This is a genomic window from Algoriphagus sp. AGSA1 (assembly GCF_021390545.1).
In the GTDB taxonomy this organism is placed as follows: Bacteria; Bacteroidota; Bacteroidia; order Cytophagales; family Cyclobacteriaceae; genus Algoriphagus.
Genome location: NZ_JAJUWR010000004.1, coordinates 86,495 through 112,100, shown reverse-complemented (window position 1 = coordinate 112,100; position 25,606 = coordinate 86,495). Strand labels below are relative to the sequence as shown.

18 protein-coding genes are annotated in these 25,606 nt (G+C 44.3%); 8 read left to right on the top strand and 10 right to left on the bottom strand.

Annotated elements, in window-relative coordinates:
* Positions 1-11 precede the first annotated feature (11 nt).
* The 5 genes from LZF95_RS03715 (at position 12) to LZF95_RS03695 (ending at position 4,223) form a co-directional block, all read left to right on the top strand.
* Positions 12-818 (top strand): DUF4249 family protein, encoded by an 807-nt coding sequence (locus tag LZF95_RS03715; protein ID WP_233753643.1) that lies wholly within the window; start codon positions 12-14, stop codon positions 816-818.
* Positions 819-1,085: 267 nt separating this feature from the next.
* Positions 1,086-1,457, top strand: coding sequence for a BlaI/MecI/CopY family transcriptional regulator (locus LZF95_RS03710; RefSeq protein ID WP_233753642.1), 372 nt, complete (start codon positions 1,086-1,088; stop codon positions 1,455-1,457).
* The gene (locus LZF95_RS03705; protein ID WP_233753641.1) at positions 1,457-2,794 is read left to right on the top strand and encodes a TonB family protein; all 1,338 of its coding nucleotides are present in this window, start codon (positions 1,457-1,459) and stop codon (positions 2,792-2,794) included. The genes LZF95_RS03710 and LZF95_RS03705 overlap by 1 nt, the downstream gene beginning before the upstream one ends.
* 108 nt (positions 2,795-2,902) lie before the next feature.
* Complete coding sequence (locus LZF95_RS03700) at positions 2,903-3,343, top strand: hypothetical protein (protein WP_233753640.1); 441 nt, start codon at positions 2,903-2,905, stop codon at positions 3,341-3,343.
* A 118-nt stretch (positions 3,344-3,461) separates the two neighbouring features.
* Positions 3,462-4,223 (top strand): DUF1080 domain-containing protein, encoded by a 762-nt coding sequence (locus tag LZF95_RS03695; protein WP_233753752.1) that lies wholly within the window; start codon positions 3,462-3,464, stop codon positions 4,221-4,223.
* On the opposite strand, the gene LZF95_RS03690 is transcribed toward LZF95_RS03695, so the two are convergent.
* Positions 4,195-4,413, bottom strand: a complete 219-nt coding sequence (locus LZF95_RS03690) for a hypothetical protein (protein WP_233753639.1) — start codon at positions 4,411-4,413, stop codon at positions 4,195-4,197. The two genes, LZF95_RS03695 and LZF95_RS03690, sit on opposite strands and share 29 nt — an antisense overlap.
* A 42-nt stretch (positions 4,414-4,455) precedes the next feature.
* On the opposite strand from LZF95_RS03690, the gene LZF95_RS03685 reads away from it, so the two are divergent.
* Entirely contained in the window at positions 4,456-5,796 is a 1,341-nt protein-coding gene (locus tag LZF95_RS03685) for a Gfo/Idh/MocA family protein (RefSeq protein ID WP_233753638.1), read from the top strand.
* Between the two features lie 138 nt (positions 5,797-5,934).
* Here the strand turns inward: LZF95_RS03685 and LZF95_RS03680 are convergent, their stop codons facing one another.
* The 3 genes from LZF95_RS03680 to LZF95_RS03670 form a co-directional block, all read right to left on the bottom strand.
* Positions 5,935-6,339 carry a hypothetical protein gene (locus LZF95_RS03680; protein ID WP_233753637.1) on the bottom strand — a complete coding sequence of 135 codons (405 nt, stop codon included), beginning with the start codon at positions 6,337-6,339 and terminating at the stop codon, positions 5,935-5,937.
* 25 nt (positions 6,340-6,364) lie between these two features.
* Positions 6,365-6,865, bottom strand: a complete 501-nt coding sequence (locus LZF95_RS03675) for a DUF937 domain-containing protein (protein ID WP_233753636.1) — start codon at positions 6,863-6,865, stop codon at positions 6,365-6,367.
* Between the two features lie 274 nt (positions 6,866-7,139).
* The gene (locus LZF95_RS03670; RefSeq protein ID WP_233753635.1) at positions 7,140-7,811 is read right to left on the bottom strand and encodes a CAP domain-containing protein; all 672 of its coding nucleotides are present in this window, start codon (positions 7,809-7,811) and stop codon (positions 7,140-7,142) included.
* A 259-nt stretch (positions 7,812-8,070) separates the two neighbouring features.
* Between LZF95_RS03670 and LZF95_RS03665 the strand changes: the two genes are divergently transcribed.
* Together LZF95_RS03665 and LZF95_RS03660 are read left to right on the top strand one after the other, a co-directional pair.
* Entirely contained in the window at positions 8,071-11,394 is a 3,324-nt protein-coding gene (locus tag LZF95_RS03665) for a S41 family peptidase (protein ID WP_233753634.1), read from the top strand.
* Between the two features lie 1,165 nt (positions 11,395-12,559).
* Complete coding sequence (locus LZF95_RS03660) at positions 12,560-17,941, top strand: CHAT domain-containing protein (protein WP_233753633.1); 5,382 nt, start codon at positions 12,560-12,562, stop codon at positions 17,939-17,941.
* Positions 17,942-18,830: 889 nt separating this feature from the next.
* Here LZF95_RS03660 and LZF95_RS03655 read toward each other — a convergent pair.
* The 6 genes from LZF95_RS03655 to LZF95_RS03630 form a co-directional block, all read right to left on the bottom strand.
* The gene (locus LZF95_RS03655; protein ID WP_233753632.1) at positions 18,831-19,370 is read right to left on the bottom strand and encodes a GNAT family N-acetyltransferase; all 540 of its coding nucleotides are present in this window, start codon (positions 19,368-19,370) and stop codon (positions 18,831-18,833) included.
* 1,216 nt (positions 19,371-20,586) lie between these two features.
* Positions 20,587-21,555, bottom strand: a complete 969-nt coding sequence (locus LZF95_RS03650; protein WP_233753631.1) for a transketolase family protein — start codon at positions 21,553-21,555, stop codon at positions 20,587-20,589.
* A gap of 37 nt (positions 21,556-21,592) precedes the next feature.
* Positions 21,593-22,444, bottom strand: a complete 852-nt coding sequence (locus LZF95_RS03645; RefSeq protein ID WP_233753630.1) for a transketolase — start codon at positions 22,442-22,444, stop codon at positions 21,593-21,595.
* A gap of 12 nt (positions 22,445-22,456) precedes the next feature.
* Entirely contained in the window at positions 22,457-22,906 is a 450-nt protein-coding gene (bcp, locus tag LZF95_RS03640; RefSeq protein ID WP_233753629.1) for a thioredoxin-dependent thiol peroxidase, read from the bottom strand.
* A 112-nt stretch (positions 22,907-23,018) separates the two neighbouring features.
* Positions 23,019-24,893: a M23 family metallopeptidase gene (locus LZF95_RS03635; RefSeq protein WP_233753628.1), complete on the bottom strand. Its 1,875-nt coding sequence runs from the start codon at positions 24,891-24,893 to the stop codon at positions 23,019-23,021.
* Positions 24,880-25,491, bottom strand: a complete 612-nt coding sequence (locus LZF95_RS03630) for a fumarylacetoacetate hydrolase family protein (RefSeq protein WP_233753627.1) — start codon at positions 25,489-25,491, stop codon at positions 24,880-24,882. Before LZF95_RS03630 ends, LZF95_RS03635 begins: the two co-directional genes overlap by 14 nt.
* Between the last annotated feature and the right edge of the window lie 115 nt (positions 25,492-25,606).

Sequence of the window (25,606 nt, the reverse complement as noted above, 5' to 3'; positions counted from 1 at the left end):
TACTGCTTGTTTTGATTATATCATCCTGCCAAGAGGAAGTAAACCTTCCTTTGGGAACCCTAAAGGGGGAGATCCCGGTAATAGAAGGCGTGTGGACTGACAATAATTTTTATAATGAAGTGAAGGTCACTTTGGCTAAAAACTACCTGGATACCTCTGAAAATGTGATAATAAAAGATGCCATGGTCTCCATCAGCACAACGGATGGAAGTACCGTGTTGCCTTTTCGATACTATGAAGAATCTGGGAGTTATAGGGCGCAGCGTTCTGGTGCGGTGGGAGTGATCGGTGAGTCCTATCAGCTCAACGTGCAATGGGAGGATTATGAATTTCAATCAGAGGGCACTCTTTTACCTCCTCCTATTGTAGATAGCCTTACCTATAAGTATGAAGAAGAGAGGTTGTTCAGAGATGAAGGTTATTATATCAAAGTGTATGGGAAGATCCCCTATGAGGAGAATAATTATTACAGGATCAGGGTTATAGAAAACGATACTTTAAAGGATAGGAGGAGTGATTATATGCTGTTTGACGATACTTTTGGGCTCAGGTTCTTCGAAAATGGCCTGGAGTTGGATTATGCTTTTGACGCTAAGGATACTGTGCAACTGGAGCTTTACAGAATGAACAAGAAGCCGTACGATTACTTCGTCCAGCTGGTTAATCTCTTTTATTCCGATGGGGGGCTTTTTTCACCACCTCCCCAAAACCCGGAGACAAATATTCAAGACCTGAACGGCAATAAGGAAGTCTTGGGCTACTTCAGTGTGATGTCAGTCTTGCGTGAAAAGGTAATTATAAAACCAGAGGAAGATTGACTAGGGATAAAAGTCGGTTCTCACACTTTGGCCCGCTGGACTGTTCGTCTCTCCCCATGCGGGAAACTCACATTACCTCTGCTTTCTCTGGCCTCTGACAATATTTTTATTCAATTAGATGTCAAGTGTTTTTACTTTAAATGTATAGGATTAAATATCTGATAAATAGTAGATTATTAAATATTAATCAATTTATTTTTTGAAATCTACCCGTAGATTAACGAAAAAATCGTAGGATTCTTAAAATTTCGTATATACCTTGGAGGTATGAACGAATTAAACAGCAACGAAGAAAGGATCATGCGGATTTTCTGGAAACTCGAAAAAGCGCTGGTCCGGGATGTATTGGAGGAGCTACCTGATCCAAAGCCACCTTATACGACTTTGGCTTCTTCCATCAAGCTATTGGAGAAAAAAGGCTATCTGGATCACAAAGCTTACGGCACCACTCACCAGTATTTTCCATTGATCACCCAGGCTGAATACAGCAAGAAAAGTGTGAATCGATTGGTAAAGCATTATTTCGAAGGCTCAGTGGGGAATTTCCTGTCCTTTATGGTCAAGGAAAATAAGATTTCTGACAAAGAAATCGAAGACTTACAGAAGATGATCGATGATATGGACAAACCCACTGAATAATGAACGCAATCCTGATTTACCTATTGCAAGCAAGCACCTGTGTTGCCATCACGGTGCTCTTCTACAGGTTGGTATTGAGTGAACTGACTTTTTTCACGCTTAACCGGGTGATTTTGCTCAGTATGTTGATGCTCTCCTTTATCATCCCTATGCTATCCTTTGATTTTGGGGTTAGAGCTATAAGCACGGCCGAATTTGTACTTCCCGAATTCCTGGTAGGAAGTGAGGTGACCGAGCAATCAGCAACCTATTCCTGGCAGGAACTAGTGTTCTACACCTATCTTGCTGGAGTTGCGGTGATGACCATCCATTTGATTTTAGGCTTTTTTACTTCCCAGAGATTGCTGGGCAAGTCAAGGCTCATGCGGTATCAGGAATTCTGGATTGCTGTCCATCCTAAATTTATCCCTGCTTCTTTTTTCAGTTACATATTGTTGCCTGACTTTGATCCAAACAGGCCGGAGCAGAAGCAAATTGTTCTGCACGAATCCATGCATGTACGTCTAAAACATAGCTGGGATCTGCTGCTTATCCAGTTTGCCAAAATTATTTTTTGGTTCAATCCACTCATCTACCAATTCGAAAAGTCCCTTAGGGAAGTGCATGAATATCAGGCTGACCAGGGGGTGACTTCTACTTATTCCAAAAAGGAGTATTCAGGTCTTTTGCTACAGATGATCAAAGGTGGACAAGGCTGGCACTTCATGAATAACTTTAACCAATTTCAAACCAAAAAAAGGATAATTATGATGAGTAAACCACAATCCCAAAAAAGGGAAATGCGAAGGTTCTTGTTCGCAATTCCTGTAATGGCAGCAATGTTTGCCGTGTTTTCCTGCGAACTCACTGCGGAGGAAGAAGTGGATGGCCCTACGATGATGGGGGAGTCCACTGAAGCCAAGATAGGCCCTGCTGACATAGCCGCAAGGAAACTGGCCAAAGACGGGGAAATGATTTTTGATGTAGTAGAAAATCAGCCTGAACCTCAAGGAGGTATGGATGCATGGAATGCATACCTTAGTAATAACCTCACTTACCCTGCAGAGGCAAGGAGTCTGGGAATAGAAGGGACGGTAATCGTAGTCTTTGTAGTTAACACAGACGGTTCGTTATCTGACATCAATGTGTTGAGGGGGGTAGGCGGTGGCGCTGATGAGGAAGCTGTTCGGGTCATTGAAAATGCTCCGGATTGGGTGCCTGGCAAGCAAAGAGGCCAAGCCGTAAATTGCAGAATGAGATTGCCGATACGGTTTAAGCTGGGAGGGGATGTTGCACAAAAAGATATAAAAAGTGTAGATGAGTTTCCAGAAACCATAGAATTCCCATCTTCCATCTAAAAGAGTTAAGTTTTAATTGATTGAAAAACATCCGGAGATTCTTCGGGTGATTTTTTTGTTTAAAGGGTAATAACGTAGTTTTGTGTATATTATTCTTCCTGTTAATCAATGAGCCTACTCACCAAAATCACTCAATTTAGGGTTCTTGTTTTTTTGTGCCTGATTCTGTCCATAGGTATTTTTTCCTGTTCATCTGATCTGGAAGAGAAAGTTATAGGCACCTGGCAAGGCAGTGATTTTCTTTTCCATAAAACCGATGGCCCTGATCTGGTGCTTACAATCAATGGAGGATTGGAACAGCATTTACGCAGTAAGTTGATTTTTGCGGAAGATGGGACTTACCAGAAACTTGTAGGAGAATATGCTAATGGAAATGGTGTTTGGTTGGTTGACAAAGATCTTTTGTTTACCAAAGGCGAAAATGATTTTGAGCAGGTATATAAATTGGTACAAGTCACGGATACTAAACTGGTGACCCGACATGAAGTCACTTTAGAAACGCCCGATGGTGACCTGATGGGAGAAATCACCCTCACCTATTCCAGATAGATGGGTTGGAAATGCATATAATCCTTGCATAAAATCCATCAGTGGTTTTTTGAATAAGCGCAATTTGGAGTAATTTATCCCCCCAAGTTCTTATCCCTAAATAATCTAAGATATGACAATGAGAATCTTTACACTTGCGGCTACTGTAATTGCCTTGACTTTGAGCTCTTTGGCGATTGCCCAGGAGAAAACACCTCCCGCTATGAAGCCTGAAGCAACGGAATTTTATACACCGGTGCCGCCCAAAGTAACGCCTGGAGCTAATAATACAGCACCTCCTTCTGATGCTATTGTGCTTTTTGACGGCAGCAGCCTCAATGGATTTGTAAGTGCCAAAGACGGCAGCAGCCCTGCGGAATGGGCCATAGAGAACGGGGAGTTGGTAGTGACAAGGGGCAAAGGCGATATCCAGTCCAAATTGTCATTTGGGGATGCGCAATACCACGTGGAATGGTCGGCTCCTACCGAAATCGTAGGAGAAGGGCAGGGCAGGGGCAATTCAGGCTTCTTTTTGATGGGTATGTATGAAGTACAGATATTGGATAGCTACGAGAGCAAAACCTACACAAATGGACAAGCTGGTAGTATCTATAAGCAATTCCCCCCTTTGGCCATGGCATTGAGGCCAGCCGGCGAGTGGAACTATTACGATATCATCTTCAAGGCGCCACGCTTCAATAAAGATGGTATCCTTACTTCTCCTGCCACAGTGACTGTCCTGATGAATGGCGTATTGGTACAAAACCATGTGATTCTAAAAGGCCCAACAGAATACATAGGTATTCCTAATTATAAGGCACACCCTGAAAAACTTCCTATCAAATTACAGGATCATGGCAATCCTGTAAGGTTCAGGAATATCTGGGTGAGGGAGCTTTAATTGATTCTGTAAAAGGAGTAGGGTTTTTAAATTCTGCTCCTTTTTTATTTATTATGTATATCCGCTTTTCTGCCAATAAAACAATAAAAGCATCATAGGATTCGGAAAACACCAGCCTCAAGGCCAATTCGGTCACCCGTCTTCGATCTTCCGTCCAGTAAAGCAAAGAGAATATGGTTACTGGCATCATTGCGGATAATCACATTATTTATACTCAATAACCCAAAATACTATGTCATCAAGAAGAAAATTTATTCAAAACACCATGCTGCTGGGAGCGGGATTAAGCATGCCCCATCTGCTCACAGCTGCCGATTTCGGAACATTTACCCGGAAAATCAAAGCTTCAGACCAATTGAACTATGGCTTGATAGGCTGCAAAGGGATGGGGTGGTCAAATATGAATTCCCATCTCAAATTGCCCCAGGTAAACTGTGTGGCTCTGGCAGATATTGACCAGAGTGTACTGGATCAGCGAACAGAGGATGTGTTTAAACTTAGAGGTACGAAGCCAAAACAATACAAGGATTACAGAAAACTGTTAGAAGATCCGGATATTGATATAGTCATCATAGGGACTCCTGACCACTGGCATTGCCTCAACATGTGTGACGCGGTATCAGCCGGAAAACACGTGTATGTTGAGAAGCCCATCGCCAATACGATCGAAGAGTGTCAACTCATGGTCAGGGCTCAGGAACGATATGGCAAAATAGTGCAGGTGGGACAGTGGCAACGATCCGGTTCACAGTATGCTGAGGCTATAGATTATGTGAAATCCGGTAAACTTGGACAAATCCGCCTTGTGAAATGCTGGGCATACCAAGGCTGGATGAAACCTGTCCCGGTTCTCCCAGACAGCTCTGTTCCTGAAGGGGTGGATTATGATATGTGGCTAGGGCCTGCTCCCAAAAGGCCTTTTAATCCGAACCGTTTCCATTTTAATTTCCGTTGGTTTTGGGACTATGCCGGAGGGCTGATGACGGATTGGGGAGTACATGAGATTGATATAGCCCTCTTCGCAATGGGTGTCAGCGCACCGAAATCCGTGATGGCTTCAGGAGGAAAATTTGCCTATCCTGATGACGCTTCAGAAACTCCTGATACACTGCAGACCGTGTATGAGTACGAGGGATTCAATATGCTTTGGGAGCATGCCACGGGCATTGATGGGGGGAATTATGGCACTTCGGAAGGAATTGCGTTCATCGGTAATAATGCCACACTTGTAGTGAATAGAGGAGGATGGAAAGTGATTCCTGAAACTGAGACCAAAGATGGTGAGCGTGTCGGCAAAGTTGCTGAGGTATCTCATACTCCGGGTGTAGGTTCCGCATTGGATCTACATGCGGTGAATTTTGTTGAGGCCATCACTGCGAACGATCCCAAACTCCTTAACTGCGCTATTCAAACAGGAAGTATCGCGGCAATCAACGCCCAGATGGGAAACATCGCATATAAAACCGGTAAGAAAATCTATTGGAATGAGGGCAAAAACCAGTTCACAGACGCTGAAGCTAACCGACTGATGAAAGCCGACTATCACAATGGGTGGAAATTGCCAAAAATATAAAAACTTTAAGTATTAGGATTTTAAATGTTTATAATCAATGTATTATGATCCATAAGTGATTTAAAGTCTTCTACCTAATCATATAAAAAGCCGCAGATATCTTCTTCTGCGGCTTTTCTGGCAATCAATTATATAATACTAGAAGGCCAGAGCTGCTAGCCCTAACTTGCTTTTCAGCGGATTGATGGATTTCAGGATCTGACCGGAATACTTTTTGAATAGGTCATTGCCAAGCAAGCTCGTAAGGAACTTTGTCCTGTTATTCTTCAATCCCAGAAAAGCAGTCTTTTTATCCTCATCGGATTTTCCGCTTTTGCTGATGTTCATCAGTTGATCTACAAAACTACTGTTTTCTTTGGTGAGTTTGTCCTTCTGGTCAGCTGTGAGGCCTAAGCTCTCTGTAGTATTCAGGATTCCCAATACTTGGCTGGAAAGATCCATTTCAGGCAGATCCATTTTTGGAGTCTTTACTATCTGAGCATTAAGTTGTGTGGATATTGCCAAGAGAAACGCAAAGCCTAAGATTAATTTGATTTTGTTCATAATTATGGAGTTTAGTTTTAAAGAATTATTTGAAAAGTCCCTTTCCAAAATCCATCAGGCCTCCTAGATCCATTGCCCCTTTTCCTCCGCTGCCACTACCCATCAGCGAGCCCAGCAAATCCGTAGGATTGATATTGCTTTTTCCTCCCTGCATGGAAGATATCAAGGAGGACATGATGTCATTATTGTCCTGAGGTGCGTCATTGATGCGCTTGTTGAAAAAATTCATGATCATGGGGAGTGCAGCAGCTGCTATTCCCATGGCCTGTTCTTTCGAAATCCCAAATTTATCCATAAGGTTTTGGGATACGTCACTTTGCAGGGTGTTGATTACGGGCGCATCCGGAGAGGTTTCCTGTCCGGAAAACATTTCCTTTATTCCATTGATATTCCCGGAGGCTACCTGTTTCTGTAAACTTGCGGTGATAGCATCTTTCAGGGCTGGGCCAGATGCTCCATTTTCATTCATACCGGCGAGCATTTCCTGAAGTGGGCCTTCCGCCATTTTTAACAATTGATCTAGCATGATGCTCAAAGTTTGTGTGATGTAATTTCCCCAAATTGCGCAGGAAATCCAATAAAAAATCTAACTATTAAATTTGACTCTGTCCAGCTACTTTCTATCCAAATTTTAAACAATATGTATATACGCTTTCCTGACAGTAAATAGTCAAAAGCAACAAAGGATATGGTAAACATTGACGCTGCTTCGGCCTTCCGTCATCGGTCTTCTGACCAGACCAGCAAAGGATCTAAGGTGACTGACATCATTGCGGATAATCATATTAAATAAAAAAGGATTACTTCTCACTGCCAAAACACTGCACGCCCATCAGGTATGGCACGTTGAAAAATTCACGGTTGCTGTAGCTCTGGGCTCCACATCCCAGCTGGGTGAAATTCGGGTTCAGAATGTTCTTTCTGTGGGGAGGGGAATTCATCCAGAGTTTCACTGCCTCCCGGGCATAGCTCAAATAGGTATGTGGGAGAATCACCTCACGCCTGGAAGAGGCATAGGTGTACATGCCACCACTCCTTGGTATATTGATTTGCCGGCCTTCCTGATACTGCAAACCTATGCTTGAACTGATATTTTCACCGAAATATGTCTTTTTAATCCCCTCCAGGGCAAGGCGATCGCTGATTGTTTTTTTGCCCTTTACAGTGCTGACATGTCCATAGAAGTTATATTTCACCATATCGGCGGCATGTTCTGAAGCCACTTTTTCTATTGTCACTGAGTACTCAAGGGGCTGCAATCCATGCTTGATACGCACTTCATTGGTCACATGAAACATAGCTGCCTGCAATAGGCCTCTGTCCAGCTGTTTATAATTAATAGTTTGATGAACAGCAGCCAACTGAAAGAATTCTTCAGGTGTAAAGCGTTTATAATCAGAGGGGATCCATGTTTGGGCTAGTAAGCTTTTAGCGAAAAACAATAGGGGTATGGTGATAATCCTTAGGTTCAATGTGCTGTACTGGTTAGGCAGATTTCCGTTGTTTTCTTTTTCCTAGACGAAAAATCTTTCAAAATATTTTAAGCAAAAGGAGTGGATTGTGTGATATCGAACGTAAGTACTGTCCGGTTATGAAACAGTCTGGAATGGCCTTATTTGTACACCTGGTTTATTGTCAGTTACTTAAGGTCTCGATATGCCTAATGGTACTGTTTTTTCTATAACTTGTACCTAGTCAGAAATTTTTTCCATTCTGATCAATATAAAAACAATGACCTGTCTCTTTGAGAAGGGATTCAAAATAGATGACCCTAAGACCTATTATGTACTTAAATCCAACTTATTACTTTCTATGAGAAAACTTATTCTTTGCTTGTCTATTATGGCAAGTCCCATGTTAAGTCAGGCCCAAACGGACGCTAGGCTAATGCAGTTGCCCGATGTATCAGAAACACAAATTACGTTCACCTATGGAGACGATATTTGGGTAGTGGCCAAAGAAGGGGGCGTCGCTCAGCGGCTTACTTCCCCTGCCGGTCCCGAGATGTATCCCAGATTTTCTCCCGATGGGAAGCAAATAGCTTTTTCAGCCAATTATAATGGGAATGTTGATGTGTATGTAATGCCTGCCACCGGGGGGATACCTACACGTCTTACCTACCATGGCATGCCTGATTATGTACAAGGTTGGACTCCTGATGGACAATCCATCTTGTTTACCTCAGGAAGGGAAAGTGGTAAGGAGCGCTTTAATCAATTCTATACAGTACCAGTGACTGGAGGATTGCCTGGCAAGCTGCCCGTACCATACGGTGAATTTGCATCTTATTCTCCGGATGGGAAGAAATTTGCGTACACTGACCGAAGTAGGGTAAACCGTAATTGGAAAAGGTACCGTGGAGGAACAGCACCTGACATACTTATTTTTGATTTGGCATCTTATAAAACTGAGAACATCACAGACAACGCTGCCAATGATGAACTGCCCATGTGGATAGGTGATGCGGTGTATTACATGTCTGATAATGGTCCGGAGAAGAGAAACAACCTTTGGAAATATGATCTCAACACGAAAGAAAACTCCCAGCTGACCGAGTTTACTGATTTTGACATCACATTCCCATCCAATAGTGATAAGGAGATCGTTTTTGAAGCAGGGGGAAGTTTATACCTCTTTGATCTGGCTTCCGGGAAATCCAAGCGAGTAGAGATACAGATCATTTCAGACCAAAAGCCTATGATCCCCAAAATCGTTAGTGTGGAATCTGATCTTATGTCAGCCAGTATTTCTCCTGATGGAAACCGGGTCATAGTCGGCGCCAGGGGAGAGATCTTTAACCTTCCTGCTAAGAAGGGCTTTGTGACCAATCTGAGCAATACCTCCGGAGTGGCTGAGCGATATCCTGAAATAGCTCCTGATGGAAAAAAAATCGCCTACTGGTCTGATGCCACTGGAGAATATCAGCTCACTACCAAATCATTGGATGCTGACGGTCAAGCCAAGACTTTGACCAATTTCAAAAAAGGTTACGGGTACAATATCTACTGGTCTCCGGATAGCAAAAAGATAGTGAGTGTCAATCAGGCCATGGAAATCATGCTGATAGATGCGGCTTCAGGCGCTGTTCAGGTGATCGACCAGGGCAAGTATATGTTTGAAGGTAATCTCCAAGGTTTTGGGGTGAGCTGGTCTCCGGACAACCGATACATAGCTTATAGTCTTTCCAAGAAAAACAGGGCAACTTCTGAGCTGTACGTTTTTGATACCAAATCGGGTAATACCTCGCAAATCACTTCCGGTTTCTATTCTGACCAAAACCCTACCTTCAGTGAAGATGGGAAGTACCTTTTCTTCACCACCAACAGGAATTTTAATCCCCAATATTCGGATATAGATAATACGTTTATTTATTCCAATACCACTGGAGTGGCTGTGGGTACTTTGGATAAGTCGGTTCCATCTCTGATAGCCCTGGAAAATGATGAGATCAATTTGGAAGAGGAGAAGACTGAGGAGAAAGAGGAAGAAGGGAAGAAGGATAAGGAAGAGCCAAAAGGAATAGTGTTCGAAACCTCTGCGTTTGAGAGCAGGATAGAAATGCTGGATATCCCTTCGGGAAATATAGGCGATCTGGCTTCTCTGAAGGGTAAACTGCTATATGTACGGTACCCCAACACTGGTGAAGGTAATGGATCAAAAAGCAAACTGGAATTGTATGACTTTGAAGAGAAGGAATCCAAGACCGTGATCGATGGAGTGGGAGGCTTTTCACTTTCTGCTGACCGTAAAAAGGTAATGGTGTTCTCCCAGGGAAAACTAGCCGTGATAGATCCGGCCCCGGGACAGAAAATCGAGGAAACCGTACCTCTTGCTGAAATGCAGATGACGGTGGTTCCCGCTGAGGAATGGAAGCAGATTTTCAATGATGTTTGGAGGTTTGAGAGAGACTACTTTTATGATTCTACTATGCATGGTGTAGATTGGGATCTCATGCGAAAGCGTTATGGGGATTTAGTTGACCAGGCAGGCTCCAGAAGAGATGTGAACATCATCATTGGTGACTTGATCGCCGAACTCAACGCTTCCCATACCTACAATGGTGGAGGGGATATGGATTCCGGCCCAAGCCTTTCTGTAGGCTATCTAGGAGCTGATTTTGTTCTGGAAAATGGAGCCTATAAAATCACGAGGATTATCAATGGAGCTCCATGGGATGTAGAGGTACGCTCACCGCTTAGCAGATCAGGGGTCGATGTGAAAGAAGGGGATTTTATACTTGCCGTCAACGGCCAGCCTATCGATGCCACTAAATCTATTTTTGCAGCCTTTCAGGGACTGGCTGGTAAAACTGTTCAACTGACAGTAAACAGCTCGGCTTCTTTGCAGGGTGCGAGAACAGTGCTGGTGGAGCCGCTTGGGTCAGAAGCCAGACTTCGAAACCTGGCCTGGATCAATGGTTTCCGTACCAGAGTGGATGAGGCCACGGACGGGAAGATCGGCTACATCTTCGTGCCCAGTACTGGAGTGGATGGCCAGAATGAATTGTTCCGTCAGTTTTATGGGCAAATGGAAAAAGAAGGGATGATCATTGATGAGCGATTTAACAATGGAGGACAGATTCCCGACCGCTTTGTAGAGCTACTTGACCGAAAGCCCCTAGCTTTCTGGGCAGTTCGTGACGGACAGGACTGGGCATGGCCACCTTCCGGAAACTTCGGCCCCAAGGTGATGCTTATCAATGGGTTTTCCGGGTCGGGAGGAGATGCTTTCCCTGACTATTTCCGCAAAAGAGAAATCGGTCCACTGATCGGCACCCGTACTTGGGGAGGTTTGATCGGTATTTCCGGTGCCCCAAGTCTCATTGATGGCGGCTCTGTGACTGTGCCTACCTTTAGGATGTATGATCCTGACGGCACCTGGTTCAAGGAAGGCTATGGAGTAGATCCAGATATTGAAGTGGTAGAGGATTTTGAAAGCCTGGCCAAAGGCACCGATGCCCAGCTGGAAGCTGCGATTCAGGAGGTACTGAGACTCTTGGATACCAGTGATCGATTTAAAGTACCCGCAAGGCCGGCTTACGAGGACAGGAATTAAAAACCAGTGTGTTGTTGACTTAAACCTGTCAGTTTAGCCAGTTTTTAGCTTGCTACTGGCTAAACTGACAGGTTTATCAGATACTTTTTATACTTAACCAAACACTGGTCTGTGACTATAGATTTACCTCTATTTACTTAAAAGCTCTCTTTGGAAAATTTGTCCGAAGGGGGCTTTTTTCTGAAAGTTTCAAGAGTTCCCGCAGATTTTCGCAGATAAAGACGCAGACCAGCGCAGATTGCACGAAAAGGACCTTTATTTTTCATTTCCGTTTGTAAAACCCTACTTCATGATTTTTTGACAAGGTAGCTCCCCTTTACTCTTGATAATGGTACCCCTTGACAAAGGCAAGGCCAGTAAATGCCCAGAACTCAATTCTGGGTCAACGATATAGTTGATGTTTTTCAGAGTGCCAACGGCACGATCAGTAGTGTATGAGTATTAAGCAAATCGATTGGGTTCCCAAATAACATGTAGTTTGGAATGGACGGTTTCCTGTTGTACTCCCGTGACCATGGAGTGGTCAAACTTTTGATTAACCCCTGGTGCAACCGGGGGATGTTGGAATCGATGCAGGCGCTAGCAACCCTAAAGGGATTGAACTAGTGAGACTTGCTTAAAAATCGTTTGTATGAAATCGAGCATGTCGAAGGCGATACACAAAGGGATGATTATCTACTATGCGAGATTCCATGTGACCTATAAAAATCAAAAATAAACACATGAAAAATGAGGTGATCATTCAAAATGATAGCTTTTGATTTACTACTGGCATTTTTCAGTATGCCCTAGTTATAAAGCGTAATAAGATTCAAGTAACATCAGTGAAGGCAACTTCGGTCTTCCATCCAGTGAAGCAAAGAAATGAGGTAATTGTTATTTTTTTGGATAGGCACATTAACTAATAAATATTCTGTTATTTGATTATTTTCGTTTGTTTTATTCTGTATTGATGCTTAATTATTCTCTAATATTTCTTAATTTGTAATGGTTTCTGTGGTAAGTACACACCATGGACTGAGGTCGGCGAAGAGGTGGTTTTAAAAAATACCGGGACGATTTTTCCCCTCCCATTGCACTTATTTTAAGCGATATATTGGGTGGTGGCTGATATCGCGAATGATTGTTATATAAAATTTTAGTTATAATCTAACGATTTTTACCCATGGCTATTTTGAGAATAAAGCTAAAAGGACAGGATCATCTTCCCTATGTGACAGGGGAAGACTCCGGATTTGATTTATACCGGCTTCACCAGGCTTATACGGTGGTCAGTCCTTCCAGGGGCGATGTCCCCGAGCAAAACATCGACTTGGATGAGCAGTCTATCATCGAGTTTGAGTTTGAGGACGATACTGTATGGATGGGTGATAGCGAGACCATCCGGACACTGTTTCCCAAGGATGTCAAGCGATCAGCTGATGGGGATGAATTCTATCTGCCTGATGAATTGGAATCTGATCAACAGGATAGAGGCATTTTTAAGAAAATCGGCATTAAGCTGGTGAAGGTTTTTGTTAAAAAGAAAATCATCAAGCCCAAGATCCGAGAGATGGCCACCAACCTTGAAAACAAACAGTTGGCTTTTCCAGGAGTGGAATTTCAGCAGGTGCAGTTTGGGGTTTTGGCCAAATGTTCGCCTTCTATCGAATTGAGTAGCCTGGAATTTGACCCTTCTGGTGTCGCAAAGATCGATGTTTCTTCTCCTTATTTATTGTTGCTCCATGGGACAGCCTCATCCACTCAAAATTCCTTTGGGGATCTAAAAGACTCAGCGGATTGGCAGAATCTGTTTGATGGCAGCAGTCAATCATCTAAGTATAAGGAAGGTAATTTGCTGGCTTTTCAGCATAGATCACTGACAGCCAGTCCGCTGGAGAATATGCTGGGTTTGGTGAAGAGTCTTCCCGATAATATAGAACTGGATCTTTTGAGCCAATCCCGGGGAGGGCTTTTGGCAGAACTCCTGGCTAGGTTCTGCACTGATCCCTCGGGTTTTGATACCGTCGAAGACGAACTCCTGTTCAAAGCAGACCGGACAAGAGACCGGGAGGTTATCAGGGAAATCAAAGAGAATATTGCTGGTAGGGGGATAAAAGTCCGGTCAATGGTCAGAGTGGCGGGGCCGGCAAACGGTACCACCCTGGCATCCAATAGGCTTAATATATACCTTAACGTCACTTTCAATCTTATAGGTCTTGCAGTAGGGCACGTGGGCAATCCAATTTTTGTGGCGTTCAAGGAGTTTATCATGGAGGCAGTGGCCTGCAAGGACGATGTGGATGTGCTTCCGGGACTTGAATCCATGAATCCCAAGTCTCCGTTTATCAAGGTTTTAAATAACCAAAGTTCTGATATTATGATAAACTTCCCCTTGCTTGTAGTGGGAGGGAGTTCTGAGTTGAGCGTGAGTTTCAAAACCCTGGTGGTGCTTCTGGGCAAGTTTTTCTTCAGGGGGAAAAATGATCTGGTCGTTGATACGGAAAGTATGAAATGGGGATCCCGTAGGAATGACGATCAAGTAGGTGTGTTTATAGAACAAAGTGGTAAAATAGACCATTTTAAATACTTCTGTACTCCTCCTACTTTAAATGCGGTAGTTGCTGGCATATCTGCAGACCCAGGTGTGATTCCTGCAGAATTCACCTTGCGAAGCAAAGCCAAAGAACGTGGGGTATTGGGAATAGAACACGGTTCGTACCTGCAAGACACGGTCAGTGGAAACAAGCCAATATTAATCTTGATTCCTGGGATCATGGGTTCCAACATCGGCAGGAAGACCAATACCCCTGAGGGAAAAAATGACCTGGTTTGGATTGATTACCTGGGTTTTTTCAAAGGGAAATTGGAGGAATTGGCACTTTTCCCCGAACCGGTTAGTGAGCTAACGGCACACTCACTTATTAAGACTTCTTACCGGAATTTAGGTGAGCGCCTTGCCAAAACTTACGATGTGGTCACTTTTCAGTTTGACTGGAGAAAACCGCTCAAGGAAACTGCCGCCGCTTTTGATCTGAAGATCCGGGATCTGCTGGACAAAAACCAACCCATAAAAATAGTAGCCCATAGCATGGGGGGGGTATTGGTCAGGGATTTTGGTGTTTACCATGGCGACACCTGGCAGAAGCTGAACAAGTCAGCTGGATTTCGCGGAGTATTTCTCGGGTCACCTTTGGGCGGTTCGTTCAGGATTCCTTACGTTCTCTTCGGGAAGGATAGCATCATCAAACTACTGGGGAAAATAGATATCAAGCACAGTACGAAAGAATTACTTGGGATCTTTTGCAACTTCCCCGGTATCCTTAACCTACTTCCTATAGACCCCGAAGGACAATATGATTTTTCGGACATCAAACTCTGGGAAAAGATGCGCACAGCCTATGGTGATGAGGATTGGCCTATCCCCTCTAAGGAAATATTGGCGGAATTTGGAGCGCATCAACAGGAAATATGGAAAAAGAACGGGGCCATGGATTTTTCAAATTTCACATACATTGCCGGGCAAAGCGGCAAGAAAAATTTCACTGTCTCCAACTTGGCAATAGAAGAGGGGAAACTGGTATTCTATGCCACCAATCAGGGAGATGAATCCGTCACCTGGGCCTCAGGAATTCCTAAAAGTATGAGGCTGGGCAACCAAGTGTACTATGCCAATGTCACGCACGGCAATCTGTCAAAAGAGAAGAATCTTTTCACGGCAATTGAGGAATTGTTGATTTTCGGAAGCACAAAGAGACTGCAGAACAGCCTCCCGACCAGCAGAGGAGAGCAGGAAAACTTTGTGCCTCAGGAGATGGAAGTGTTCGATATCTCTGAGGAAAACTTGGTGGCCACCTTACTGGGAATCCATGAGCAGGAAGATACCTGGCAGGACGAGAAACCGATAAATGTGCAGGTCACACATGGTGATTTAAAATACTCAAAATATCCTGTGCTGGCCGGTCATTTCGAAAACGATGCCATCCTCAATGCCGAACGTGCCATAGATAGGCATCTGAACTGGGAGCTGAGCAGATTGCATTCCTTGGGTCTGTACCCTGGGGCAATTGGCACCAGCCAGATTGTTCTCAGTGGGGCTACCTCGCCTTCGGCTTTCAAAGGGGGGATTATTGTTGGTTTAGGCCCACAGGGTGAGCTTTCCGGTTATTACCTCATTACTTCTGTGGAAAAAGGTGTATCCAGATACCTGACGATCAAAAAAGAGCAAGAGCCAGAAGCTGATTCCAAGCAGGATTTTAGCCTCAATGGGATTTCAGTCATTGCCATAGCTAATAATTTCGGCGGCCTTTCCATAGAAAGCTCGATTAGGGCAGTATTGACAGGTGTACAGCGGGCCAACAGAAATGTATATGAAGTTTACAAAGGCAGTATCCGGGGGATTGAGGAGGTAGAAATCATTGAACTCTATCATGACAGGGCACTTTCCATACTGAAATCCGTCCAGCGTTTAAACTCCGATAGTCAGAAGGATTTCAATGTTGTTTTCAATGCCAATGGCCTTAACTATAGCCTGGGCAAGCAGCGGAGAATTCCTGTGGACAATTCATTGGACTGGTGGACTAGGATTACAATCAGTGTGGCGACAAGAAATTCACTGCAGGAAGACGGGGGGGAGATGATCAGGATGGCGATAACAACTGATGGGGCAAGTGAGAAAGTAGAGTATATACCATCTAGTGACCAGACCTTGGATATTCTACTCAGGCAGATGACCGCCAAGAATCAGTTTTCCCCTGAGATAGCAAAAGCCATGTTCGAACTTCTGGTTCCTTTCCAGTTTAAGGATTTGATCAAGCAGTTGAACAACATCAATTGGGTAGTGGATGGCGCATCGGCTGCCTATCCTTGGGAGATGCTGATGGACAGTGTGGAGTCGGATCCCCTCTGCGTAAACATGGGAATGGTAAGACAATTGGCCACTTCCCACTCCCGCATGACGATGGCGAAAGTGCCTGAGTCCACTGCGCTCATCATAGGGGATCCTGTGCTTGATGGCTTCATGACCCAATTGCCCGGAGCCAGGCAGGAAGCTGAGGCTGTGGGTGCTATCCTCAGAAGGCAGGATTACCGGGCCATGAGTCTGATCAATGCCAAAGCCCCGGATATAGTCATGGCATTATTTTCCAGAAACCATAAAATCATTCACCTGGCAGGGCATGGCGTGTATCGCTATGGAGCCAAGAACTCCACTGGAATGGTGATCGGCGACAATACGTTCCTTACACCAGGACAGATAGCAGGTATGAGTTCTTCAGCAGAGTTGGTGTTTGTAAACTGTTGCTATCTGGGACAGATGGACAATTCCGAAGAACTTATGAGCCAGCAGAGTAATAGATTTGCGGCTAACATAGGTACCCAACTCATCAACAACGGCGCACGTGTCGTCATAGTGGCAGGATGGGCGGTAGATGATGCGGCGGCATTGGAGTTTTCCATGGAATTTTATAAGTATATGTTTTCAGGATATGGTTTCGGTAAGGCTATAAAAGAAGCTAGAAAGACCATTTTCAAGAAATATAAAAACAATACTTGGGGGGCTTTTCAATGCTATGGTGATCCTTTTTATAAACTGACAGCGGGAGGATCAGGAGCTACACAGGACGAAGATCTATGTATGGAGGAGATTGAGATTGAACTGGAAAACCTGCTGGAATTAATGTCAGCAAATGAATTTGATTTTGGTTACGTCAGCGGTAGGGTAGAACAGGTGTATAGTGTTGCAGTGAAAAGATCCAGAAGCAACAGCAGGATTCTTGAATTGGTCGCGGGAATATATGCAGGACTTATGGATTACGAGAAGGCATGTTCAACTTATAATAAACTATTCAAGTCTGAGAGGGCAGGCTATTCAGTCAGGGCTTTTGAGCAATACTGTAATATCCGGGCTAAGCTCGCAGTGAAGCTATATGCTGACAACAAACTGAAAATAGGTGAGGCGCTTGAGGAAATTGACAAGGTCATCCAGGAGTTGCTGGACTTGAGTCGATTATTGGGAGAAACAGGGGAGAGGATTTCTCTTCTGGGAAGTGCCCACAAAAGAAAACTTCAGCTTTCACTACTCGCCGGTGAGGGGGATTTTGAGGCTTTGGATCATGCCATTGCAGCTTACCGATCAGCAAGTGAAAGATGCAATAATTCAGATCCATATCCGCTTTGCAACTGGCTGATCCTTCTTCAGCTAAAATTGTGGCTGGAGGGTAAGACCTATATTGGCAAAGCTCAGAAAGAGGCCATCAATTCCTTGCATAAAATCTATGAAAACTACTCCCAGAATGTAAAAGACTCTGATGATTATTGGACTATGTCCAATTTTGCAGGTATGACCTTAGCTCTATTCCTATTAAGTAAGTCACCGCAAAAAGGGGACAATATAACAGATGCTTACCTGATGCTCTGGAAAAAAGCAGGGCACAAAGGGCATAAAAAAGCGGAACTTGAGCAATTGGATGTTATTGAAACTTTACTGGGTAAAATTCCCGGTGAAAAGTCCTATACTGCTAGATCTGTTATTTTGGAATTAAAAAGTGCCTTGGCTGAAATAGGTTAAAATCGGTTTAATAGTAAGTGGCTGGGATCAACCCAGAATTTATCAGAGTCCCATTCGTGTTCCTAATTGTCGCAAGTCTTCAGACTGCCCCCAAGTTTGGCTAATCCTCTTTGCGAAAGGCAAGGTTTGTAAATCCAATTGTGGGGGGTGGTAAGGATTGTGTTATCCAGAGGATAATATGCTAATTCAGATTCTGTTTATTACTGATCGTGCCTTTGGCACTCTTATGTAGTCATGGGAGTTCTAGTTTTCCCGAATTTCGCTTCGCTGTATTCGGGGTTGACACTGGGAATGCCTTTGGCATTCTACACTCCCGTTCCTGTGACGCAAACGACTAATTTCTATCCCAACGCCAAATCCAGCAAACTCCCCCTTTAACTTCTAGTTCCTTTTGAAATAGATCTATTGTCAAAGGGCAAGGGGGATTTATAATCTATTAATATTTAAGGGAAGGACAGGCATCGGTCACCCCGCATCCGACATCTGACGGCAGTGGACGGTCGACCATGGACTGTTGACCTTGGGCATTTCCGACTCCTGCGACTGCGACTGATTACTGCAACTCTCCAAACTTCCCGCCTCCGTCTTGCTGGCACAAAGCTCTCGCCTCCGAATGATGTCTGTGGGCCAGCGCTTTTACTATATCATTTCTTTTTGCCCAGGATTGAGTCGTACCTCCTTACCCTGGGCTACCAACGAGGCCTACCTACGGCAGGCTTGTACTAGGAATAGTGTAGGATGCTTTGCAACTGCGACTGCCTACTACTACATGCTCCGAACATCCGACAAACATCGGTCACCAGGCATCCATCATCGGTCATCCAACCTCCAACTTCCCACCTCCATCTTTCATACCTTCTATCCTCGATCCAACACCAATTACCAAGCATCAATTCAAGGTTTTTCTCCAAATCTGGATTCCCCTGTATTTGTTGAGCATTTTCTTATAATCCAAGTGGTAGGTAAAGATCCATTCGAAGCCCACTTTCCTATAAAACTTCTGCGCCTGCAGCTGTGTGTCCATCACTTCCAGCCACATGTATTGAAGTCCTCTTTCCCTTGCCACAGCTTCCACCCATCTCATTAGTTGGGCAGCAATTCCCCGTCCTTGATAGTCTTTGCTCAGGTATAATCTATGTAGTTTGAGGGCATTGGGAAAGTGTACTACTTCGGGGGATTCAGGAAAATTATATTTGAGTACGCCTATCTTCCAGCCCTCATAGATGACGAAGTAATAATGACTGTTCGGAGTGGCCAAGTCCTTCTCAAAAACCTCCGGATTGTACATTTGTTCGAGATACCATTCCCCATCATCTGACCAGATATGCTTGTAGGAAGGTATATATATTTCCCTCATCAGCTCTATCAATTCCGGCTGCTCCTCAGGTTTTATCCTGATAATACTCAGATCCTCAGTTAGTTTAATCATATATGGGTAGGGCGGGTGGTGTGGTAAGTTTAAACTTCAATTTTGATGGTTTGATCAAAGCTGATTACAGTTCAAAGAAATGAATTTCATTGGTCTTGAAAAACATTTTTTTAAGATTTTAAATCCGTTTTAAAGTAGCTTATAACAAGGCAAAAGGACAAGAAAAACACTTCAAAGCTATCAATACTGGTCAATTGGTGAATTTCGGATTGATAAATATTTTTCGATCCTCCTAAAAACGGATTTCCAGTCTTAATCCCACTGCCTTTCCAAACAGCTTCTGTCGTCCGTGCCTACGACACTTTACCGGATCAACGAGTCATCTATATTCCAGCCGTCGAAACGGCTGTCAATAACATGCCCGTCCTTATGGGACAAATCCACAAGCAACCTGGGACAGTAAAGTGTTTTATTTAATAGCCTAAACGCTGTAGGACTGATCTTTTATTTGGGGCAACTCCCATGACCACGGAGTGGTCAAACTTTTCAATAACCCCCGGTGCAACCGAGGGATGGGAAATCGATATTGGCACTGGCAACCCCGAAGGGGTTGAACTGGTGAAGATCTCAACACTAGGCTCGTCTCCGTCTTGCTGGCACAACGCTTCTGTCTCCGAATGAAGCCCTCGTGCCTCCTTACCCTGGGCTACTCACATGACCTACCTACGGCAGGCTCTTTAGCTATTCATCTCACAGACGCTACAGACCTCCTCGGGCGGGGTCCATTAATCTAAATTCTATCACCTCACCACAGGTTAACCTTTAACATTTTAACCCTTAACCTCTCTTCTCTCGGTGCATCTCCCATTTTCTCTGTGCCTCTCTGTGGTCACCGGACATTTCTACCGTCTCCGTCTTGCTGGCACAACGCTTCTGTCTCCGAATGAAGCCCTCGTGCCTCCTTACCCTGGGCTACTCACATGACCTACCTACGGCAGGCTCTTTAGCTATTCATCTCACAGACGCCGCAGACCTCCTCAGGCGGGGTGTATTAATCTAAATTCTATCCCCTCACCACAGGTTAACCCTTAATCCTTAACCTTTAACATTTAACATTTGATAAAACTGCCCTGCCCACTGCGACTGAAAACTGACTACCTGCAAAATCTGTCTCCTTCTTGCTGGCACAAAGCACTTTCATATAAAAAAAAGCCACAAACTGTTTCCAGACTGTGGCTTTTTTTTTAATACGCTTCTTCCGAAGCTGTATCAGGATTTATTTCCTTCCCAATACCTTTTTCGCCGCGGCTACAATATTCGCTGCGTCCAGTCCGTATTTATCCAATAGCTGGGTAGGGGTTCCTGACTCACCGAAGCTGTCATTTACACCTACATACTCCACGGGGGCCGGATTATGTCTGGCCAATGTCTGTGCCACACTGTCACCAAGTCCACCATTGTACTGGTGCTCCTCTGCGGTCACCGCGCATCCTGTTTTGGCCACAGAGTCTAAGATAGCCTCTTCATCCAATGGCTTGATCGTATGGATATTGATTACTTCGGCGGAGATTCCTTCGTTTCTCAGGATAGCCTCAGCTACTACTGCTTCCCATACCAGATGACCTGTGGCGAAAATAGTGACATCGGTGCCTTCGATCATTTTCCAGGCTTTGCCAATCTCAAACTTCTGGGCCGGATCAGTGAAAATAGGCCAAGAAGGACGGCCAAACCTCAAGTAAACAGGACCCTCATAATCCGCTATAGCGATGGTGGCGGCTTTAGTCTGATTATAATCGCAAGGATTGATTACTGTCATGTGGGGAAGCATTTTCATCATTCCCACATCTTCCAGAATCTGGTGTGTCGCTCCATCTTCTCCTAGGGTCAAACCCGCATGTGATGCACAGATTTTTACGTTTTTGCCTGAATATGCGATCGATTGCCGGATTTGATCATAAACACGCCCGGTAGAGAAATTGGCGAATGTTCCCGTAAAAGGGATCTTACCGTTAATGGACAGGCCGGCGGCAATGCCCATCATATTGGCTTCCGCGATACCTGTCTGGAAGAATCTTTCAGGAAACTCCTTTTGGAATGCTCCCATTTTCAATGAACCGATCAGGTCAGCACAAAGTCCCACCACATTGGGATTTTTACGGCCGGCTTCTAAAAAGCCGTCACCAAATCCCGAGCGCGTATCTTTTTTTTCTGTATAGTTGAATTTTAAATCCAATGTCTTTTCCATGTTTTCTTTTTGTTGAAGGGTCTAAAAATAGCTTTGATCAATAATCTCCCAAGGTTTCAGGTAACTGGGACAAAGCGTCTTCCAATTGCTCGTCACTTGGGGCTACTCCATGCCATTTGTGCGTTCCCACCATGAAATCTACCCCATACCCCATTTCTGTATGAAGGAGATTGAGCACAGGTTTGCCTTTTCTGCTCAGTGATTTGGCTTCTTCGAGGCCTTCTACCACTGATTTCATGTCATTTCCCTGGAAGATATCATTGACCACCCAACCAAAAGACTCATATTTCGCCCTGAGGTCGATCAAATTCATGATGTCCTTGGTGGCTCCGTCGATTTGCTGTCTGTTTAGATCTATCGTAGCGATCAGGTTGTCCACCTTCCAGTGGGCCGCATACATTGCCGCTTCCCAGATCTGCCCTTCTTCCTGCTCACCGTCTCCCATCAGTACATAGACAGTGCTCTCGTCCCCATCTATTTTCTTTGCCTGGGCTGCGCCTATGGCCACAGAGAGTCCCTGTCCCAAGGATCCGGAGGCGATTCGTATTCCCGGAAGCCCTTCTTCAGTAGCAGGATGTCCTTGCAATCTTGAATTTAGTTTTCTGAAGGTGTTCATTTCCTCAGGAGAAAAATATCCTGACCTGGAAAGCACGGAATACCATACCGGTGAAATATGACCATTGGAAAGGAAAAACAGGTCTTCACCCTTGCCTTCCATTTTGAAATCCGTGTCGTGATGGAGCTGATCGAAGTACAGAGCTGTGAAAAACTCAGTACATCCCAGCGATGCTCCCGGATGTCCAGACTGAACGGCATGTACCATGCGGAGACAGTCCCGACGTACCTGCGATGCGATTTGCTCGAGTTGTTCTATCGATTTTTTTTCCATTGTTTAATAGGTTTATTTGAGTATTTGAGAGGTGTGTTCTTTTGTGTTTACTTTTTCGATGATCTCGGATATTTTTCCCTCTTCATCTATTACGAAAGTGGTTCGGACTGTTCCCATATAGGTCTTGCCAAAGGTGTTTTTCTCTTGCCAGGTACCATAAGCTTCATGTACTTTCAGGTCAGTATCGGCAATAAGGGAAAATGGAAGTGATTGCTTTTCCTTGAACTTCATATGTGATTTTTCCGCATCTGAACTGATTCCAAAAACCACATACCCTGCTTTTTGCAGCGCATCGTAGTTGTCTCTTAGGTTGCACGCCTGCGCCGTGCATCCGGGAGTGGCGTCTTTTGGGTAAAAATAGAGTACCACCTTCTTCCCTCTGTAATCAGAAAGCTTGATTGTTTCTCCTGTTTCAATTTTAGCTTCAAAATCCGGGGCCATTTGGCCTTCTTCTAGCTTCATATCTTTGTGTTTTGTCTTTTCTGGTATCCATGGCCTTTGCCGGACTTGTTCCGGGTTTTGCCAACCCGACAGGCGAGCATGGTTTGATATTCTTTTCTTTAAGGCGCCTAATTTAACCAATCGTTCCTTTCCATTCAGCAGTATTGCCAGCTTTATCCGTAACTTTTAGCAAAACTTCTCCTTTAAAGGGTTCACTTGTGAGTTTTTCAGACCAAATGGCTGATTGCTTGTGCTCATATCGCATCAGTACCCACTGCCCATTCACGTAAGCTTCATAGTGATCAATACCCGAGAGATCATCTCTGATCACAAAACGCAGTTCCCCTGAATTTACCCGTACTACCTTAATGCTAGGCTTGGAGTTATCCTGCAGTATGGAAATCTCACCAAGATACCTGGAACCAAAATCCAAGGTATCACCTTTCCATGTACCTCCCAAAAATGACTTGGATCCCCCGGAAATATAATAGGCGTGAGACCTATCCTTGTTTCCCGAAAACCCGGGTACTTTCCAAAGTATATTCATGGCATTCCAGAGATGTTCCCTTCTGCTGTTGACCATTAATTTTGGCTCAGAAGCTGATCCCGTATCGGATACTCTTAGAAACAGGTCATCTAAAAGAGTCTCCTGCCTGAAATTTATCTGCACGTTTGCATCCGCATAGGAAATCTCCTTTCCTGCTGGAATCAAGGTGTTGATACCAGGTAAAACCACTTCTGTACAGATGTCTATTTCCTCCGGAATACCAAAGTTCATGTCCCAAAGATAGGTTCTGCTGCTTGCATCCTCGTAGGCGGGAAGCATCTCAAAGGCATTTGCGCCCACATAAAATTTGGCCAATGCGCCTTTTGGAGAAGTAGGTGCCTTGATCTTCAATATATTATTGATGTATTCCAGTGAAGCTTTAGCGGGAGCATTTCCATCATTTACTTTTCTTTCCAGATCCTGTCCCGTAAGCGTGAAATTGACCGCCTGCACATTTCCATAGGCATCAATAAGCTTTAGCTTGTAGTTCTTTTTTATACCTGGATCCAGCTCCAGATGACCGGAGTTTTCTGCTAAGGGGGTGAGGAATTCAAACTTTAAATTCTTTTGGTAATACAGTCTTGTATAGCGGTTTTGATAGGTGTGCTGCAGGAATTGTCTGGAAAAATTGAAATCCACTTTGTCCACAGTCAGATTAAATACCATTCCCTGTTCATCTTCCAATTCAAAAGTAGGGAATCCGTTCCTGTTACTGGCACCGTCGAGCTGATCATAACTTTGGACTTCTATTCCCACTTTGCCGGTGATTTTTATCTCTTCAGGCAATCTGTAACCTGATCCTGTGCTTACTGGAGCGATTTCTAGTCGGGCAAATTTCCCGTTCACCCGAGAATCTATATTTAAAGGAACTATGGCTATGCTTTGGGCTACAGGAGGAGTGCTGTCCAAGATTTCAGGGAAATCAAACAATAGGGGGTCTATGGCTCTGTCCAAGCTGTCACGGATCTCAAAGTGCAGGTGAGGCCCACCAGATCCGCCAGTATTGCCGCTGTCTGCTATACGCTGCCCCTGTTTTACAGGCAATTCTCCAGGTTCAGGATAGATTTCCAGCTCATTTACCTTGGCTTCGTACATTTTTTTACGCATGTACTCGCTCAGCTCCTGATTGAAATTCCGCAGGTGACCGTAGAGGGTAAACATGCCGTTCGGATGCTTGATGTAGATTACATTCCCATATCCAAAGGAGGTGATTTTGATCCTGTGTACCCATCCGTCCGCTGCTGCCAAAATTGGCATCCCTTCTTGCCCACCGGTTTTGAAATCCAGTCCGGTATGGAAGTGGTTAGGCCTCAACTCAGCAAAATTCCCTGATAAATAATTTCTGGTTCCTGGCCGGATAGGGTTCTTGAAATAGCCCTTCTCTACTTCCTGTGCTATTAGCTTGGAGTAGGATATAAGTCCAAGAATTACAATCGTATAGATTAATTTACTTAATTTCAAAATCCAATAGTTTTTCCGCCCCTATAAACCCTTCCAACCGATCTCCGATCTGTACGGGGCCTACGCCCGCAGGTGTGCCTGTATAGATAAGATCCCCGGTTTTCAGCATGAAAAATCGCGACACGTATTCTATGATGGTACCAAAGTCAAAAAGCATCAAGGAAGTATTTCCTTTCTGTCGGGTTTCACCATTGATGGTCAAATGAAAATCTATATTTCCCAGATCTTCAAAATCAGAAACGGGTTTGAACCCCCCAATAGGTGCGGCACCATTGAAACCTTTGGCTATTTCCCAGGGCAAACCCCTGGATTTGCACTCATCTTGTAAGTCTCTTGCGGTAAAGTCTATCCCCAATCCTATTTCATTAAAATATCGGTGGGCAAACTTTTTCTGTATGTACTTGCCTTGTTTTGATACCTTTAGGACAAGCTCTGCCTCATGATGTATATTCTTGGAGAAATCAGGGTAAAAAAACGGTGCGCCATCTTTCAGCAACGCCGTGTCCGGCTTTAGAAATACCACGGGATTGCCCGGGGTTTCATTTTTCAGTTCTTCTATATGCGCCGCGTAGTTACGGCCTATGCAAATAATCTTCATAGCTTTTTCAATCTATAGCTGGGAAACCCGTATTATGTCCCGCCACATCCAATCAGGTAAAGTTGCTTGTTTTCCTTTTTATATCCTCGCAATTTCAAGAGAGCTTTGGAAAATA

Coding starts and splice junctions, on each gene's coding strand:
- LZF95_RS03710 (WP_233753642.1), top strand. CDS start 1,086: ATGAACGAATTAAACAGCAACGAAGAAAGGATCATGCGGATTTTCTGG.
- LZF95_RS03705 (WP_233753641.1), top strand. CDS start 1,457: ATGAACGCAATCCTGATTTACCTATTGCAAGCAAGCACCTGTGTTGCC.
- LZF95_RS03700 (WP_233753640.1), top strand. CDS start 2,903: ATGAGCCTACTCACCAAAATCACTCAATTTAGGGTTCTTGTTTTTTTG.
- LZF95_RS03695 (WP_233753752.1), top strand. CDS start 3,462: ATGAGAATCTTTACACTTGCGGCTACTGTAATTGCCTTGACTTTGAGC.
- LZF95_RS03690 (WP_233753639.1), bottom strand. CDS start 4,413: ATGATGCCAGTAACCATATTCTCTTTGCTTTACTGGACGGAAGATCGA.
- LZF95_RS03685 (WP_233753638.1), top strand. CDS start 4,456: ATGTCATCAAGAAGAAAATTTATTCAAAACACCATGCTGCTGGGAGCG.
- LZF95_RS03680 (WP_233753637.1), bottom strand. CDS start 6,339: ATGAACAAAATCAAATTAATCTTAGGCTTTGCGTTTCTCTTGGCAATA.
- LZF95_RS03675 (WP_233753636.1), bottom strand. CDS start 6,865: ATGCTAGATCAATTGTTAAAAATGGCGGAAGGCCCACTTCAGGAAATG.
- LZF95_RS03665 (WP_233753634.1), top strand. CDS start 8,071: ATGACCTGTCTCTTTGAGAAGGGATTCAAAATAGATGACCCTAAGACC.
- LZF95_RS03660 (WP_233753633.1), top strand. CDS start 12,560: ATGGCTATTTTGAGAATAAAGCTAAAAGGACAGGATCATCTTCCCTAT.
- LZF95_RS03655 (WP_233753632.1), bottom strand. CDS start 19,370: ATGATTAAACTAACTGAGGATCTGAGTATTATCAGGATAAAACCTGAG.
- LZF95_RS03650 (WP_233753631.1), bottom strand. CDS start 21,555: ATGGAAAAGACATTGGATTTAAAATTCAACTATACAGAAAAAAAAGAT.
- LZF95_RS03645 (WP_233753630.1), bottom strand. CDS start 22,444: ATGGAAAAAAAATCGATAGAACAACTCGAGCAAATCGCATCGCAGGTA.
- bcp (WP_233753629.1), bottom strand. CDS start 22,906: ATGAAGCTAGAAGAAGGCCAAATGGCCCCGGATTTTGAAGCTAAAATT.
- LZF95_RS03630 (WP_233753627.1), bottom strand. CDS start 25,491: ATGAAGATTATTTGCATAGGCCGTAACTACGCGGCGCATATAGAAGAA.